We start from the raw sequence: 17,334 nt of genomic DNA, 5'->3' as shown, positions 1-17,334 counted from the left end.
CAGGCCGGCAATGCCGACCGACCACCCATCCGCGGCGATCCCACCGGAGTCACCGAAATCAGACGGTGGCCACGTCCACCGGCACGCCGGGGTTCATGGTGGAGCTGATGGTGACCTTGGTGATGTAGCGGCCCTTCACCGTGGACGGCTTGAGGCGCTTGATCTCGTCGGCGACGGCCTTGAAGTTCTCGTCGAGGGCCTTCTCGTCGAAGGACAGCTTACCCACGAGGAAGCTCAGGTTGCCGTGCTTGTCCACGCGGAAGTCGACCTTACCACCCTTGATGTCCTTGATGGCCTTGGTCACGTCCATGGTCACGGTGCCGGTCTTGGGGTTCGGCATCAGGCCACGGGGACCGAGGATACGGCCCAGACGGCCGACCTTGCCCATCATGTCCGGAGTGGCAACCACGGCGTCGAAGTCGAGGAAGCCGCCCTGAACCTTGGCGATCAGGTCGTCATCACCGACGATGTCGGCGCCGGCCTCGGTGGCCTCGGTGGCCTTCGGGCCACGGGCGAACACGAGCACCTTGGCGGTCTTACCGGTGCCGTTCGGCAGGTTCACGGAACCGCGAACCAGCTGGTCGGCCTTGCGGGGATCCACATTCAGGCGGTACACGGCCTCGACGGTCTGGTCGAAGTTGTACTCGGGCATGCTCTTGAGCAGGGCGATGGCCTCGTTGGGGGTGTACAGGTTGCTGCTATCGATCTTCTCGGCAGCGGCGCGGTACTTCTTGGAACGCTTTACCATGTGTCCTTCTCCTCTCAGTCCGTAACCGTGATGCCCATGGAACGGGCGGTGCCTTCGATGATCTTCATGCCGGCCTCGATGTCACGGGCGGACAGGTCTTCCATCTTGATCTCGGCGATCTCGCGGACCTGAGCCTTGGTGACGGAACCGACCTTGTGGGTCAGCGGGTTATCGGTGCCCTTGTCGATGCCAGCGGCCTTCTTCAGCAGAGCCGCAGCCGGCGGGGTCTTCAGGATGAAGGTGAAGGAGCGGTCTTCGTAGACGGTGATCTCGACAGGGATGACCTGACCCATCTTGTCCTGCGTCTGGGCGTTGTACGCCTTGCAGAAGTCCATGATGTTCACGCCATGGGAACCCAGAGCCGGGCCCAGCGGCGGGGCCGGGTTGGCCTTGCCGGCCTGGATCTGGAGCTTGATCAGCGCCGTGACCTTCTTTTTAGGAGCCATTGTATGGTTCTTCTTTCTGTGAAGCGGTCAGACGGAACCCCAGTCACGGCATATGACGTCGCCTGACGCCGCGCATAATCGCACCCGTCCGCATTCGCGATCGAATTCGATGACATACGACGTTCGGCATGACATGCCGCGGAGGTTTTCCTCCCGCAACCGATTGTTGCTATGTGCTGTGCTAGCGGGACAAGCCCTCCAGACACAAGCTTTCCTATTATGCACAGTGCCCCGGACAAAACCATTGTCCGGGGCACTGTGAGCGGGGTGTTGCGAAGTCACCTCATCCGTCACGCTACGGCATTACGGTCAGTACCGCAGGCCGAATCCGTACTCGTAGTAGTTGCCGGCGGCGTCGCGGTAGGCGTAGGCCTTGCCGTTCTCGTCCTTCATCGACGCGGGCATGAACTTGTCCTTGTCGTAGCCAGGCACGTCGTTGGGGCTCACGCACACGCCGTCCGCGTTCACGGCGATCACGGAATCGTCCTTGGGCAGCGTGATCGGCAGGCAGCCGACCGCCGGGTGACGTCCGACGATCACGTCCACGCACGCCTTGGTGTACGTGTCGTAGCCGGCCACGAGCGCGTCGACGTGACGTTCGATGTTGCCGGGCATCCACGCGAGCGAGAAGTTGAGCGACGCGATCACCTTGCCGCCATGCGCGCGCACGGCGTCGGCGATCTCGGCGATGCGTCCCACGCCGTACAGCGTGGTCTCCTCGTGCGTGCCGTCCTTGGACGGGCGGCCTTCCGGATCGGTGTCGCACACGGTCTTGTTCTCGCACACGTCGAGCTCGAGGTAGCCCTTGGTGGCGCTGAAGTAGTTGCCGGAACGCGGGTCGGCGTAGATCAGCGCATAGTCGGCGGCGGCCGGATCGTCGGTGAGTGTCAATCCGAAGTCGGATTCCAGCATGGCGCGCAACGACGCGGTGCTCTTCTCGCCGGTCTCCTTGTCCTTGCCGAACGCCTCGGCGTACACCAGACGGCCGTTGGTCTTCTCCGCATCGAGCGGCAGCGTACGATCGGCGTTCTTGAGCAGCGTCACGGAGTCGCAGTGCACCTCGTAAGCCTCGTCCCAGTCGTCCTGAGTCTTGACCACGGCTTCGGCGGCCGACGGATCGCGGTACGGGTTGTCGAACAGTCCGAGCGTGAACTTCTCGGTCAGCGTGCGCATGACCGCACGGTCGAGCGCCTCGTCGCCGAGCGTGACCTGCTCGCGCGTGTAGCCGGCCGGCACGTCATGCGTGTCGTAGTAGTCGTTGTGTGCGCGCTCCCACGCCTCCTTGGCCTCGGTGACGCTGAACGCGCCGGAGATCACGTCCACACCGTTGTTCACGGCGAGCGCCACGCGTTCAGGCACGGACAGTTCCTTCACACCCCACGCCATCATGTGCGTGATGCCGGAGTCGGAGTTGACGTAGCCCTTGAAGCCCATCTGGCCGCGCAGCAGACGCTGGATAAAGAACTCGTTGAACGCGAATCCGACGGGCTGCCAGTCGATCGGCTTGCCGTTGAGATCGTACTGTTCGGCGCTCTTCTCCTTGCACGGCTTGGCGTAGTACGGCATGATCGACGCCGCGTTGCGCGCCACGGCCACCTTGAACGCGGGCAGATGGTACTTTTCGAGGCTGCCTTCGGTCTGGTAGACGTTCCACTGGCCTTCGGCGTAGTGCGGGTCGAAGCCGTTCTCGCGCGCGCCGCCGCCGGGGAAGTGCTTGACGGTCATGGCCACGCCGTCGCGGGTGAGTTCGTCGCCGCCCTGGATGGCGGGGATCAGATGGTCGAAGATCTCGCTGTTGAGCTTCGGGTTCTCGCCGAACGTGCCGTAGGTGCGCTGCCAGCGCGGGTCGGTCATGGTGTCGGCCATGTACATGTAGCCCTTCTTCATGCCGACGGCGTCCCATTCGCGGCGGATGATCCTGCCGAAACGTTCGATCACGCCCATGTCGCCGGTGCCGATCACGGCGGCCGCGATGCCGAGCGTGCCGGGCCAGGTGGCGAACACGCCCTGCGCCTCGTTCATGCCGAACACGGCCTCGCCGTTCTCGTTGCGGGAGTTGCTGAGCACCTGTACGGGCACGCCGTGCTCAGTGTCCTCGGCCACGGCGTTGAGCTGGTTGATCCAGTCGACGAGTTCGCGCGTGGTGGGGTTGGCGCGCAGGATCAGGTTGCGCAGCTTGAGCGTCTGCAGGGAGTACTTGGTGCCCCACGTCTTTTCGGCGCTGAAGATGGAGTCGGCCTCTTCGACGATCTGCTCGCTGAGCAGGCCGGTTTCGTCGCGTTCCTCGCCTTCCTTGAGTTCCTGTCCCATGCGCCAGGAGTTGGTGAAGATCATGCCGATCTTCTCGTCGACGGTGAGTTCCTTGACCAGGGACGCGGCGCGTTCGGCCGGCGACTTGCGCCAGTCCTTGTAGTCGTCGAGTTTGCCGGAGCCGTCGAGATCCTTGAAGTACAGACCGTCCTGTTCGATGACGGGTTTGCTGACGACGCCGATGACAGGGCCGCCATCCGGGTTTTCGTAGTATTTGACGATGTCGCTTGCCTTCGTTGCCGTTGTCATATGATCGTCCATCCTTTCGATGAGCCGACGCCCCCATTGGCGTCGCACCCCTGCCTCCCATTCTGCCCGACGGGCGACGCTGACGGTTTTTGTTCCCACGTTTTTCCATGTGGGGGACGATGTCACCTCAAAACGCAAAAAGCCGCTCCGAAGAGCGGCTTGAAGCTTGGTACGGCGGTAGATCCGTGAATCCGCGGATTCCTACTGGATCTTCTCCACCTGGTTGAAGTCGAGTTCCATCGGCGTATCGCGACCGAAGATGGACACCAGCACGGTGAGCTTCTGCGTGGCGGGCGACACCTCGGAGATCACACCGGACATGCTGGCGAACGGGCCGCTGTTCACGGTGACGGTCTCGCCGACCGAGTAGACCACTTCGACCGTGCGCTTGCGGGCGGCGGCGGGCTTGTCGCCGGCGGCCTTGAGCGCCTCGGAGGTGATCATCGGGGACATCATGGAGACGACTTCCTTGCGAGTGAGCGGCGCCGGATCCTTGGTCGGGCCCACGAAGCCGGTCACGGCCTCAGTCTCACGCACGATGCGACGGGCTTCCTCATCGTCGGTCATACGGATGAGCACGTAGCCGGGGATGCGCACCTGGGTGACGATCTTCTTGCCCTTGGAAGTGTGCTTCTCCACCTCTTCCATCGGCACCTCGCACTGGAAGATCTGGTCTTCCAGACCGAAGGAAGCCACGCGGGACTCGATGTTGGCCTTCACACGCTTCTCATAGCCGGAATAGGTGTGCAGCACATACCACTTGCCGGGCAGGGTGCGCAGCTGGCGCTCGAATTCCTTGACGGCGCGCTCGCCGGGATCGGCGGCCTCGTCCTCGTCGCTGGAATCATCGGTCTCGTCGGCTGCGGCAGGAGCGGCAGCGTCAGCATCCTCAGCCGGAGCGTCGGCGGCCTCATCGGCCTCGTCATTCTCGGCGTCGGCGTCAGTAGCCTCATCCTCGTCGGACTCGGCGGCAGCGTCGGCGTTCTCGACGTCCGCGTTTTCGGCGGCAGGCTCGGCAGCCTCGACGTCAGCGGAGGTCTCGGTCTCGGCGACTTCCTCCGCGGGGGTCTCAACGGCCTCGTCGTTCACATCAAGTTCATCAGTCATAACAGGCATCCTTTAGGAATTCAAGAATTCAGTGTGATATCCAGCGTCGATTCTACAGAAGCCGCAAACGATACGACAGGGAATCAGCCGAAGATGAGCATAACAAGCTTGCCCAGTCCGAAATCAAGACCGGTAACAAAAAGCATGAGGAAGATAACGAAAATGAACACGGCAATGGACCACAGCACCAGCTCCTTGCGGGTGGGGGTGACAACCTTGCGGAGCTCGTCGATGATCTGCTTGATGAACAGGCCAATGCGCATGAAGACGTTGGGCTTCACCACTTTCGCTTCAGCGTTTGATTTCTTAGCCATGACCACCCTCACTGGTTGTTGCAACCGTTGTTCATCTCTAGCAGGGAAGGCGGGACTCGAACCCACAACCTACGGTTTTGGAGACCGTTGCGCTACCAATTGCGCCACTTCCCTAAGTAACCTCGCCTATCATACACACACCCGCGAACAGGAGGTGCTAGGCAGGCGGCGAACCGCCAAGAGGACATAGTAGCGGCTTTTACGAATGAAGTCCAGCCGCCACGGATTTTTCTTGAAAAACCCACGAAAACCGCGGCGAGTCGCGCAACGCATACGCCGCATACACCGTCACATACACTGCCGCATCCGCCGCCACGCACACCCGATCACGGTCACTCGGCTCGAGCAACGATCACCGGGATCGCCCGAACCGAGTGACCTCAGTTCAAAAACGTTGCAATTTCAACGAAAATACAAAGCGATCACGCGGACCGTCCGAACCACGTGACCGTTACCCAAGCCACGTGACCGGGAAACGGTCCGCGTGATCGCATAAATCGCAGAATCGCAAAGTCGACCAGACGGTACGAGCTTCGGATCAGGCAGCGACCCAGTCCTGGAAGCGCTTCATGCCTTCGGCGAGCTGATCGTCGGCGAGCGCGTACGAGAAGCGCAGGTAGCCGGGGGCGCCGAACGCCTCGCCCGGAACGGCGGCGATGTGCGCCTCGTCGAGCAGCAGCGCGGCGAGTTCGGACGACGTGGCGGGCACGGATCCGTTGGGACCGAGCGGCTTGCCGAGCAGTGCCTCCACGTTCGGGAACGCGTAGAACGCGCCGGTGGGCGTGGGGCAGTCCACGCCGGGGATCTCGTTGAGCGCGGCCACGATGGCACGGCGACGCTTGTCGAACGCCTCGCGCATCGTGTGCACTTCGTCGAGCGGACCGGCCACAGCAGCGAGCGCGGCACGCTGCGACACGTTGGCCACGTTGGACGTCATGTGTCCGGAGAGCTTGGCGGCGGCCTTGGCCACGGGTTCGGGGGCGATGAGCCAGCCGACGCGCCAGCCGGTCATGGCGTAGGTCTTGGCCACGCCGTTGAGCACGATGAGCTGGTTGCGCACTTCGGGCACCACGGCGCCCACGAACGTGGTCTTGGCACCGTCGTAGTTGAGGTGCTCGTAGATTTCGTCGGAGATGACCCACAGGTGGTTGGCCACGGCCCATTCGCCGATGGCACGCACGGTCTCTTCGGGCCAGACGGCACCGGTAGGGTTGGACGGGGAGTTGAGCACGATGGCCTTGGTGCGCTCGGTGCGGGCGGCCTCGAGCTGTTCCACGGTAGGCGTGAAGTTCTGGTCGGAGCCGGAGAAGACCTCGACGGGCGTGCCGCCGGCGAGCTTGACGACTTCGGGGTACGACGTCCAGAACGGCGCGGGGATGATCACTTCGTCGCCGTCGTTGAGCAGCACCTGGAACGTTTCGTAGACGGCCTGCTTGCCGCCGTTGGTCACGACCACCTGGCTGGCGTCCACGGCGTAGCCGGAGTCACGCAGCGTCTTGTCGGCGATGGCCTGACGCAGTTCGGGCAGGCCGGCGGTGGGCGTGTAGCGGTGGTTCTTGGGATCGCGGCACGCTTCGGCGGCCACGTTCACGATGTATTCGGGGGTGGGGAAATTCGGCTCGCCGGCGCCGAATCCGATCACGTCCACGCCCGCGGCCTTGAGGGCCTTGGCCTTGCCGTCCACCGCTAGGGTGGCGGAGGGGGAAACGGAGTTGATTCGGTCGCTAAGGGTCTGCCATGCTTCGAGTTCAGCCATGATTTCCAGCCTATAACCAGACGGCGAAAAACAACACCCTGTTCCCTAGTGTGATCACACTAAGGACTCCCCGCCATGCTAAGCCCACTCCCCTAGTGTGATCACACTAAGAACGGCATCCTCCGTGCGATCACACGACGGCAAGCGGGAACAGAGAATCAGCCCATGGACCGATGGCGGAGTCCGTGCCGTCGTTCTACTCTGGAATTCAGGAGAAGAGAACAGGAGGAGCCATGTCCAAACGTCGAAATTCCGGCAATCCCCTCGAAACCCCGCGTCATGCGAGCAGTCTTGGCCGTCATGCGGGCGCGCGTAGCCGCACCATGTCAATCGTGATCCTGGTCGTGGCGGCGTTGGTGATCGTGTTGGGCATTGCGATGGGTGTGAACGCGTTGCGTGCGCGGACGCCGTCGTCGCGCACGACCGAACCGGGCACGGCCGGTGCCCCGTCATCGTCCGTCAGTGCGCCGGCCAGCAAGTCGGCGGTGCCGTCGACCGACCCCGGCGACATCACAATGGGCGTGAACGGCGACGAGAACACGATCGTGCTTAAGGGCGAGCAGTATCTGGAGGCGGGCGCGCACGCGAGCGAGCCGACGGACGGTGTGCTCAACGATCGTATTCGCACGTCGGGCAGGGTTGACACGTCCACGCCCGGCGATTACACGATCACGTACAGCGTTTCGGATTCGTCGGGTCATGTGGCGCACATCGACCGTACGGTGCATGTGGTCGATTCGATGGACACGCAGTCGGGCGGCGTTCCGGTGCTCATGTATCACTACGTGTATTCGGCGAGTGCCGCGCCGGATCATCTTGACGCGAACTATCTGCTGGATTCCAAGCTCGAGGAGCAGCTGAACTATCTGTCTACGAACGACTTCTACTATCCGTCGTGGCAGGAGGTGGCCGCGTACGTGGCGGGCACGCATTCGCTGCCGCGGCATAGCGTGGTGCTCACGTTCGACGACGGCGAGGAGGGGTTCCTGCATTACGGCGTGCCGCTGCTGGCGAAGTATCACGTGCCGGCCACGTCGTTCATCATCGCCAGCGACGCCGACGCCGCGCAGAAGGTGACGGCGAACGCGAACGAGTTCGTGCAGTTCCAGTCGCATTCGTATGACATGCATCGTGCGGGCGGCACGGTCGGTCATGGCGGACGGATCAGTGCGATGACGCATGACGAGATCGTGGATGATCTGACGAAGTCCGCGCAGATCGTGGGCGCGAATCAGGCGTTCGCCTACCCGTTCGGCGATACGACCGACGACGCGAAGGCGGCGGTGCGCGACGCCGGTTTCCTATGCGCGTTCACCACGACGTATGGACGCGCCAAGACCGGCGACGACCCGATGGCGTTGCCCCGCGTGCGCATCAGCGCCGAAGAATCCCTAGCCAGCTTCGAAGCCTCCGTGCAGTAGCGCGATCCCGGCTTATTACCCTCAACAGGAACCCGAAGGCCCTACTGATTCGGCGCAGGACGCGCGTGGATTCCGCACGGTGGACGGCGAAGGCGTATATCAATACGTCGAGTCGGCCACCGTGCGGAAGACGCGCCGCCTCCGCCGAATCAGCCGGATCAGCCGACTAAATCGTTCTTGGAGGTGTGGTAGCCCAGCTCGGCGCTGATGCGGGCGGCGGCGTCCACCACCACCGGACCAAGGGCTTTCATGCGTTTGGGTGGCATGAACGGGAGCGCGGCGGAGACGGAGATGGCGGCGACGGTCTTGCCGCGGCCGTCGCGTACGGGGGCGGAGACACAGCGCACGCCGGGTTCGTTTTCCTCAAGGTCGTAGGCGAAGCCCTGTTTGGCGAATTTGGCCATGGCGGCGGAGAAGGCGGATTCGTCGGCGTAGTCGTGTTCGGGGTCGCGGCCGGTGAGATTGCGGTCCTGCACGTATTGGCTGCGCCAGCGTTCAGGCGAGTCGATGAGCAGCGCCTTGCCGATGCCGGTGTAGGTAAGCGGCATGCGGGCGCCGATCCACGAGCGGATTTCGATGCCGCGCGTGCCGTGGATCTTGTCGAGGTAGAGCGCCATGCCGGAGTCTTCGACGGCGAGGTGCACGGTGTCTTTGGCCTGCTGGGCGAGGTCGACGAGGATGGGGTGGGCGATGGTCTGCAGGGAGACGCTGTCAAGCGCCTGGAAGCCGAGTTCGATGAGCGCGGGGCCGAGCTGCAGGCTACCGTCGGCATTTTCGCGGAGGAATCGTTCGACGCGCAGGGCCTGGATGAGTCGGTGGGCGGTGCTGCGGCTCAGTCCGGTCGCCTCCACCACGGATCGCAGCGACGAGGCGCCGGCGGCCACGGCTCGGACGACCATGATGCCGTGGATGAGCGTGCGGGTGCCGGTGGGGGCTGCGGTCTGCGCTTCGGTGCGCACTGTGTTCTCTGCCATAACGTTCAACCTTAGTCGATGGATTTGTGCCGGCCGCTCGCCTACCGCTCGCCGTCGGCGTCGGCGTCGAGACCCATTGGAAATGCGATAGGCCGCCCACCCCGAGGAGCAGGCGGCCTGTCGGTCAGCAACAGCGGAAAGGAAAGTCGATGGATACGGACCGGCCGGCCGTTCAGCCCTTGTACTGGGCGATGTCGGCGGTCAGCGCACGCACGTAGAGGTCGGTGTCGCCGGCCACGGCCACGAAGGTGGCGCCCCACTCGTAGAACTTCTCCACGGTCGGGCGGTCGAACGCAAGCGAACCGATGGCCTTGCCGTGGGCCTTGATCACGTCGAACGCGTGATGGATCTGGTCCATGATGGCCGCGGCGTCGTCCGGGTGGCCGAGCGATGCGGACAGGTCGGCGGGTCCGATGAAGATGCCGTCGATGCCGTCCACGGAGGCGATCTCCTCGATGTTGTCGAGCGCCTCCTGGGATTCGACCTGCACGAGCAGGCAAATCTCGTTCTTGGCGTCGCGCATGTAGTGGGGGATGCGGCCCCAGCGGCCGGAGCGCGCGATCGGCGAGCCCACGCCGCGAATGCCTTCGGGCGCGTAGTTCACGGCCTTGACCATGAGCTCGGCTTCTTCCTTGGTGTTGACCATGGGCAGCAGCAGCGTCTGGGCGCCGAGGTCAAGCACCTGCTTGATGAGCACCGGGTCGGCGGCGGCGGGGCGCACGATGGGCGTGACGTCGTACGGGGCGACGGCGCGCAGCACGTCAAGGATGGTGTTGAGATCGTACGGGCCATGCTCGCCGTCGACGAGCATCCAATCGTAGCCGGCGTCGGCGGAGATTTCGGCGATGGTCGGCGATGCGGAGGCCATCCACAGACCGTACTGCGGCTTGCCTTCCTTGATGGCCTGCTTGAACGCGTTATGAGGTAGAGATGTCATTGAAAGTCCTTGGTGGTGAGTGCCGTAGCCCATCGGTCTCCTTTGGCGTCGGTCGTGCGGCATATGCGACGACGGCGGGAACGCGCGTCGTCGCGGAGGTGAGAAAAGAAAGGTGCGGGTATGCCTCGAGGGCGGCCGGTCGATGGTCGACCGGTCACCCTCGAACTCGGATCAGTGCTCGAACGGACGCTCGAGCGGGCAGTCGCGGTTGAGTTCGACGCCGAAGCCGGGCTTGTCGAGCTCCTCCGCGGTGATGACGCCGTCGTGCGGGACCGGTTCGTCGATCAGGACCGGGTCGAACTGCGGACGGACATAGTCGGCGTGCGGCGAGGTCATAAGCATCTCGCTGAACGGCGTGTTGGTGAACGTGATGACCGCGTGGTGCGAGTACACGGAGGAGCCGTGGGGCACCACGAGCTGGCCGCGGGACTTGGCCACGGCCGCGATCTCGCACAGCGAGGTCACGCCACCGCACCAGCCGACATCGGGCTGGAGGATGTCCACGCCGGCCTCGGAGAGCTCCTTGAAGCCCTCGAGCGTGCCGGTGTGCTCGCCGGTGGTCATAAGCATGCCCTTCGGCATGTTCTTCTTGAGTTCACGGTAGGACTCGATCTGCTGGGGCGGGAAGCACTCCTCCAGCCACTTCAGCTTGTAGGGGGCCGCCGCGTGCGCCAGCTTGGTGGCGTAGTTGACGTCCTGGCTCATCCAGCAGTCGAACATCAGCCAGAAGTTGTCGCCGACGCGCTCGCGCATCTCCTTGAGGGTGGCGATGTCCTTGGCGATGCCTTCGTCGCCGTCGGCCGGACCCCAGTGGGTCGGCATCTTGCCGCCGATGAAGCCCATCTTCTGGGCCAGATCCGGACGTGCGCCGGTGGCGTAGAAGTGGATTTCGTCGCGCACGGCGCCGCCGAGCAGCTTGTAGACGGGGAGCTTGACGACCTTGCCGTAGAGATCCCAGAGGGCCAGATCAACGCAGGAGATGGTGTTGATGACGACACCGCCGCCACCGGAGTAGTACTGGGTGGCGTTGAGCATCTGGTCGTGGATCAGCTTGATCTGGTCGACGCGCTTGCCTTCGACGAAGCGGGACAGATGGTGTTCGACGATGAAGCAGCCGACCGTTCCGGCGGTGGAGATGGCGAAGCCGGTGGTGCCGTCGGAGGCCTCGACCTCCACGACGAGCGTGCCGAGCACGTTGATGCCGAAGGACTGACGGGACTGCTTGTACTCCTCGTACTTGCTCATCGGCGTCGCGATATGATCGTCGATCCAGTGGTCCTTGCCCTGATCGTGGTAGTCACCGCCGCCCTGGCCGTGCACCTTGGCCGCGGCGCCGCCCATGCTGTACGCGCGGATGTGCGTGATCGTGGGCAGCTTCAGTGATGGAGCTAATGCCATAATGCCTGTCCTTGTTTCGTTCCGAACTGATGTTCCGAGTTATGGAGTCTCTTCGTGACGCTTCGTTGCATCGATACCGCGATGTTGCGGCGTCTTGAATCGACGACACTCGCCACTGTACCAGCTATGGAATGGCGTCCCTATATGTGGGATATCGTGATGACATCGATGACATTCCGCATGGATTTTTGTGAACCGCCGTCCCTATATCTGGGATTGCCGCTTATTTCTGCATATACTATGCGATGAGTACAGGAATCGGACAACGTAGTCGACAACAACTCGGCGAATAATCAACGGAGAATTCCCAACCATGACCGCTAATTCCTACAACTTCACCGGCAAAGTCGTCATCGTCACCGGCGGCGGCACCGGCATCGGCCGCGCCATCACCCGCGGCTTCCTCGACAACGGCGCCACCGTCGTGGCCGTCGGCCAGCGTCCCGCCCCGCTCGAGGAAACCGTCGCCGGCTACGAAAACGGACACACCCACATCACCGACGTCTCCAAGCACGACCAAGTCCACGACCTCGTCCAGGACGTCATCAACGAATTCGGCCACCTCGACGTCGTCGTCTCCAACGCCGGCATCTTCGAAGGCGGCGAGATCGAAAACGTCTCCGACGACGTCTGGCACAAGCTCTTCTCCGTCAACGTAGACGGCCTCTTCTACCTCACCAAGGAAGCCCTCCCCTACCTCAAGGAAACCAAGGGCAACATCGTCGTCGACACCTCCGTCTCCGGCCTCTACGGCGACTGGGGCCAGACCGCCTACAACTCCACCAAGCACGCCATGAACGGCTTCGTCCGCTGCGTCGCCCTCGACTACGGCCAGTACGGCGTCCGCATCAACGCCTTCGCCCCCGCCTTCATCGAAACCGACATCAACAAGGAAGTCTGGACCGACCCCGAACGCCTCAAGCCCTACATCGAACGCGTCGCCCTCGGCCGCACCGGCAAGCCCGAAGACTGCGCCGACCTCGCCCTCTTCCTCGCCTCCGACGGCGCCTCCTACCTCACCGGTCTCGTCGTCCCCGTCGACGGCGGCACCACCGCAGCCACCGGACAGGGACGGAATAACTACGAAAACGACACCCGCTCCGTACTGTGATTTGTGGTGATGGAGCGTCTTCGTCGTTGCCGAAGATTCGACGTACCGTCGTACGCCTTCGCCTTCGGCGCCTAGAAGCCGCACGCATCACCACAAATCACCACGCGGCCGGAGTGGCTCCGCCCATCGTGCTCCCTCCGAGGGAGGGAGCTGTCACGCGTTCGCGTGACTGAGGGAGGGATAGAAGACCGACAGTCCCCAGCCCCCCTCTCCGTCGCGCATGGCACGTACCCAACATCAGCTCCCTCGTCTGAGGGAGCTTTTTTCATCACCACCGACCAACACCAATCCAAGGAGCACAACCAATGACGCTTGGCGAGGATTACCAGCAGCCGGTACCCGGCCGCATGTACACCATCATCCCCGAAACGCCGGAGCACGAAGCCGCGCCCCGCCCGTTCATCGACACCCACGTGCATCTCATGCACACCGCCCTCTACTCCTGGTTCAACCCGTCCAAGGCCCTCACCTTCGAAGGCCCGTGGGATCCGCTGTTCCAGGCCGGCGACTATGTGGCCACCGACCTCACCAGCGAGGTGCACGGCAGCAACATCAACGTGGTCGGCGCCGTGCACGTGCAGGCCAACGCCGACGATCCGGTCGCCGAGATCGCCGACGTGGAACAGCAGAGCGAGGAGACCGGTCTGCCGATCATGATCGTCGGCGGCGGCGATCTGTCCTCCCCTGACTTCGCCGAAACACTCGAACGCGAACTCGACTACCCGCATCTGCGCGGCGTACGGCAGAACCTCAACATGCATCCGCACCCGCTCTACCAGTACGTCAACATGTCATACATGGACGATCCGGAATGGCTGAACGGACTCGGCCTGCTCGCCAACCACGATCTCAGCTTCGACATGCAGCTGTATCCCACGCAGTTCGCGCGCGCCTGCGAGGTGATCGACGCGCATCCGAACACGCTGTTCATCATCAACCACATGGGCATGTGGGCCGACCGCGATCTGGCCGGCTGGCAGCTGTGGAAGAACGGCCTGTACGAGCTCGGCAAGCGCGACAACTGCGTGATCAAGATCTCCGGACAGCCATCGATGGACCACTACTGGACCATCGAAAGCATCAAGCCGGGCATCTACACGGCGCTCGACGCGTTCGGCATCGACAAGACCATGTTCGCGTCGAACTTCCCCGTCGACAAGCTGCACTGCTCGTACCTCGACCTGGTGCACGCCTACGCGCGCTGCGTGGAAACCCTCTCCCCCAGCGAGCAGGACGCCCTATTCGTCGATAACGCGAAAAAGTACTACCGCTTCTGAACGGCGTTTCGTGGGGGCCGGCACACGCTCGCCCCCTACGTTCTCCCTCCTCGGGAGGGAGATGTCATGACAACGTCATGACAGAGGGAGGGAAAACGCCCAACCAGACAACAGTACGCAGTTCACTCCTCACCCCGCGTTCTCCCTCCCCGGGAGGGAGATGTCATGACATCGTCATGACAGAGGGAGGGCTCCCACCTGATCAGCCAACACCCACCTACGCAATAACCATCCTCCGCGCCGGAGCACTCCCCAGCACCACGACCATCCCACCGAACACGCCGGACAGCACCGCCACCGCAACGAACGACCACAGCGCCACGGTGATCATCCCCGGCACGAGCAGCGACGGCAGCACCAGGGACGCGAACGCGCAGGGGATGCGCGCGATGCCGAGAATCAGGCTCTGCGCCTCGGCCGACACGGCCACGGGGAAGGTCTCCTGAGTCCACACCTTCGCATTCATCTCCCCGGCGAAGTTGCAGAAGAACTGGAACAGCATCACGGCCACGGCGGTGAACAGCATCGACCCGCCGACGGCCATGATCACCATGGCCAGCACCTGCGCCAGCGCGCCTGCCCAGAACAGTCGGTCGCGCCACACGCCCTTCGGCACGCGACCGTACGCCACACCGCCCAGCACGCACAGCACCGCGGCGACGATACCGATGATCATCGCCTGCGTCTGCGAGGCGTGCTGCGAGACCAGCAGATACGTCTGGAACTGGTTGATCGTGTTGGCCATGAGATTCCACATCACGTAAAACAGCGCGATCGCCGCGAACATCACCGCATAGGGACGACCGGTTCGCACGTTGACGGAGCGCAGCACGTCGATCATGCCCATGCCGCCGGCGTTCTCCCCCGTCGTCGATTCCGCCCGGTTCGTCGTCATCGTCCGTTCGCGCGCCGCCGCCTCGCGGTGCAGTCGCGCGATACGCGGATCGAGCACACGCCACAGCGCGGTCAGCAGTGCGACCGCCGTCAGCGTTCCGAACACGATGCGCGCGCCGAGGAATCCCAGCGGGCTGACGATGAGCGCCAGCACGTACGGGCAGAGAATGCCCGCCGACCATAGCACCTGGGTGCGGCTGACCAGATGCGTCCTACGCGATTCGTCCGGCACGTCGTGGGTGATCACGCTGATCGACACCGGCAGATCGACGCCCACGGCGATGCCGGCCAGGCCGATGCCGAGCGCCAGCATGGCGAAGTTCGGTGCGACGGTGCAGATGGCGAGCGCCGCGACGCATACGATGACGTCGATGATGAATGTGCGGGTCAGGCCGAGTCGCTGGGCGATGAATCCGCCGCAGAACGATCCGATGGCGAACGCGAACGTGAGGATGGCGGACACGGCGCCCACCTGCGAGGCGCTGAGCCCCAGTCCCGCGCGCCAGAGCGCCAGCGTGGAGCTGAGGGCGAGGATCGTACCGGAGCCGAGGAATGAGCCGAGGCCCGCGGCGGCGCCCAGTACGCCGTACGCGTTGTCGTCGCGCCCGGGATCACCGTTGCCTGCACTTCGCTTGCCGGTACCGACGCCCATACCCGTGAGGGCGTCCTCCGTTCCAGCGCCGCCGTTCGCCGTAGCGCCGTTGCCGTACTGACCGTCATGACGCATCGGTTCGTATGCGTCCCCCACCCTGTTCATGATCCTGCCTTCCGCCGATCAGGTTCTCGTCCGGGCATGTTCTGGCCCGGGTTTCAAAATCGGCATCAGCGTACCACCATCAGGAATACTTTCCCTATATATGGGACACACTATTCGGTAGATCACATACCGTCGGACGACCGTCGGATCATCGATCATTGAAAGAGCAACGATCGACGACGATTCCTCTGGTCCACGGCCGTCGAGCACATGGGACGGGTTCGGACCATGACAACGCGACCTATGACAACGCGACCTATGACAAAGCCCTGCCACAACGGCAGGGCCATGGATCGCGTATCACGGATTGCAGATTGCAGGCTGCGACGGCATCACGGCGGCAACGTCACCGTGGCAACGTCAACGTAACAACGTCCGCGGCAGCGTCACAGCAGCACCAGATCGTCGCGATGCACCAGCGGGTGCGCGTATTCCGCGCCGAGCAGCTTGCGCAGCTGTGCGGTGGTGCGTCCCAACGTGGCCGGCACCTCCTCCGAATCGAATCCGGAGATGCCCTTGGCCAGCTTGTTGCCCTGCTCGTCCACGATGAGCACCGGGTCGCCGGCGGAGAACTCGCCGCGCACGCCCACCACGCCGGCGGACAGCAGCGACGCGCGTCCCCCGAGAATCGCCTTGGCGGCGCCCTCGTCGGCCACAAGCGTGCCACGCGGGTCGGCGGCGAATCCGATCCATAGACGGCGTGACGTGCCGCGATGCTTGATCGGCGCGAACACCGTGCCCACACGGTCGCCCATCAATGCCGGACCGGCGTTCGACGCGCAGGTGAGCACGGTCGGGATGCCGGAGACCGCGGCCACGCGCGCCGCCTCCAGCTTGGTGACCATGCCGCCGGTGCCCACGGACGAACCGGTGCCGCCGATGCGCACATCGTCCAACGCGTCGAGCACGTTCGGCACGTAATGGATCTGCCGGGCGCCGGGCTCGCTCGGCGGAGCCGTGTACAGTCCGTCCACGTCGGTGAGCAGCACCAGCGCGTCGGCGCGCACGATATTCGCCACGAGCGCGGACAGTCGGTCGTTGTCGCCGAATCGGATCTCGTTGCTGGCGAGCGCGTCGTTCTCGTTGACGATCGGCACCACGCCGAGTTCGAGCAGACGGTTGAGTGTGCGCTGTACGTTGCGGTACTGCGTGGCCTGCACGGTGTCGCGCGCGGTGATGAGGATCTGTCCCACGCGCAGTCCGTAACGGCCGAACGCGGATTCGTAGTGGCTCATGAGCAGGCCCTGGCCCACGGAGGCGGCGGCCTGCTGGGTGGCCACGTCGGTGGGTCGCGCGTCGAAGCCGAGCGGTCCGAAGCCGGAGGCGATGGCGCCGGAGGAGACGAGCACCACGCGGGCGTCCATGCGCACGGTCTGCGCTATGGCGGTGACGAGTCCGCGCAGTCGTTCGGGGTCGAGATGGCCGGAGCTGCCGCTGAGCGAGCTCGATCCCACCTTCACCACGATGGTGTGAGCTTCGGCTATGGCCCGTCTGACTTCGGCCTGCGACTGCGTGGACATATGCGCCTTCTGTTCCGTTGATCGTCCGTTGTGGTTGTGTTGCGTTCCGTTGCAGCGTCGTCGTGTTCCGTCTGACGTCATGGCCTGTTGCGGCCATGTGTCCCGTCTGTTCGGA

The 17,334-nt window shown here is 63.8% G+C and carries 14 protein-coding genes and 1 tRNA gene; 3 read left to right on the top strand and 12 right to left on the bottom strand.

Features of this window, described 5'->3' with window-relative positions:
• Positions 1-58: 58 nt before the first annotated feature.
• The 7 genes from rplA to D2E23_RS06380 form a co-directional block, all read right to left on the bottom strand.
• The gene (gene rplA, locus D2E23_RS06410) at positions 59-748 is read right to left on the bottom strand and encodes a 50S ribosomal protein L1 (RefSeq protein ID WP_093960596.1); all 690 of its coding nucleotides are present in this window, start codon (positions 746-748) and stop codon (positions 59-61) included.
• A 14-nt stretch (positions 749-762) separates the two neighbouring features.
• A complete protein-coding gene (gene rplK, locus D2E23_RS06405; protein ID WP_126030132.1) occupies positions 763-1,194 on the bottom strand; it encodes a 50S ribosomal protein L11 in 432 nt (143 codons plus the stop codon).
• A 309-nt stretch (positions 1,195-1,503) separates the two neighbouring features.
• A complete protein-coding gene (locus D2E23_RS06400) occupies positions 1,504-3,753 on the bottom strand; it encodes a glycoside hydrolase family 3 protein (RefSeq protein WP_126030131.1) in 2,250 nt (749 codons plus the stop codon).
• Positions 3,754-3,954: 201 nt separating this feature from the next.
• Positions 3,955-4,860, bottom strand: coding sequence for a transcription termination/antitermination protein NusG (gene nusG / locus D2E23_RS06395; protein WP_126030130.1), 906 nt, complete (start codon positions 4,858-4,860; stop codon positions 3,955-3,957).
• A gap of 83 nt (positions 4,861-4,943) precedes the next feature.
• A complete protein-coding gene (secE, locus tag D2E23_RS06390; protein ID WP_126030129.1) occupies positions 4,944-5,174 on the bottom strand; it encodes a preprotein translocase subunit SecE in 231 nt (76 codons plus the stop codon).
• Positions 5,175-5,215: 41 nt separating this feature from the next.
• Positions 5,216-5,288 (bottom strand) — tRNA-Trp (locus D2E23_RS06385).
• Between the two features lie 424 nt (positions 5,289-5,712).
• Positions 5,713-6,930, bottom strand: a complete 1,218-nt coding sequence (locus D2E23_RS06380; protein WP_126030128.1) for a pyridoxal phosphate-dependent aminotransferase — start codon at positions 6,928-6,930, stop codon at positions 5,713-5,715.
• Between the two features lie 233 nt (positions 6,931-7,163).
• Between D2E23_RS06380 and D2E23_RS06375 the strand changes: the two genes are divergently transcribed.
• Positions 7,164-8,351, top strand: a complete 1,188-nt coding sequence (locus D2E23_RS06375; RefSeq protein WP_206432005.1) for a polysaccharide deacetylase family protein — start codon at positions 7,164-7,166, stop codon at positions 8,349-8,351.
• Positions 8,352-8,509: 158 nt separating this feature from the next.
• On the opposite strand, the gene D2E23_RS06370 is transcribed toward D2E23_RS06375, so the two are convergent.
• From D2E23_RS06370 to rhmD, 3 genes are all read right to left on the bottom strand, one after another.
• Entirely contained in the window at positions 8,510-9,325 is an 816-nt protein-coding gene (locus tag D2E23_RS06370; RefSeq protein WP_126030127.1) for an IclR family transcriptional regulator, read from the bottom strand.
• A gap of 172 nt (positions 9,326-9,497) precedes the next feature.
• Positions 9,498-10,262, bottom strand: a complete 765-nt coding sequence (locus D2E23_RS06365; RefSeq protein WP_093960589.1) for an HpcH/HpaI aldolase family protein — start codon at positions 10,260-10,262, stop codon at positions 9,498-9,500.
• A 171-nt stretch (positions 10,263-10,433) separates the two neighbouring features.
• Positions 10,434-11,660 carry an L-rhamnonate dehydratase gene (rhmD, locus tag D2E23_RS06360; RefSeq protein ID WP_198947554.1) on the bottom strand — a complete coding sequence of 409 codons (1,227 nt, stop codon included), beginning with the start codon at positions 11,658-11,660 and terminating at the stop codon, positions 10,434-10,436.
• A gap of 313 nt (positions 11,661-11,973) precedes the next feature.
• Between rhmD and budC the strand changes: the two genes are divergently transcribed.
• Both budC and D2E23_RS06350 read left to right on the top strand, forming a co-directional pair.
• A complete protein-coding gene (gene budC, locus D2E23_RS06355) occupies positions 11,974-12,771 on the top strand; it encodes a meso-2,3-butanediol dehydrogenase (protein WP_126030126.1) in 798 nt (265 codons plus the stop codon).
• A 305-nt stretch (positions 12,772-13,076) separates the two neighbouring features.
• A complete protein-coding gene (locus D2E23_RS06350) occupies positions 13,077-14,048 on the top strand; it encodes an amidohydrolase family protein (RefSeq protein ID WP_126030125.1) in 972 nt (323 codons plus the stop codon).
• Between the two features lie 217 nt (positions 14,049-14,265).
• Here D2E23_RS06350 and D2E23_RS06345 read toward each other — a convergent pair whose 3' ends face one another.
• A complete protein-coding gene (locus D2E23_RS06345; RefSeq protein WP_126030124.1) occupies positions 14,266-15,699 on the bottom strand; it encodes an MFS transporter in 1,434 nt (477 codons plus the stop codon).
• A 386-nt stretch (positions 15,700-16,085) separates the two neighbouring features.
• A complete protein-coding gene (proB, locus tag D2E23_RS06340; protein ID WP_126030123.1) occupies positions 16,086-17,219 on the bottom strand; it encodes a glutamate 5-kinase in 1,134 nt (377 codons plus the stop codon).
• Between the last annotated feature and the right edge of the window lie 115 nt (positions 17,220-17,334).

The organism is Bifidobacterium callimiconis (genome assembly GCF_003952005.1).
GTDB classification, from domain to species: Bacteria; Actinomycetota; Actinomycetes; order Actinomycetales; family Bifidobacteriaceae; genus Galliscardovia; species Galliscardovia callimiconis.
This window is presented reverse-complemented; position numbering and strand designations above follow the sequence as displayed.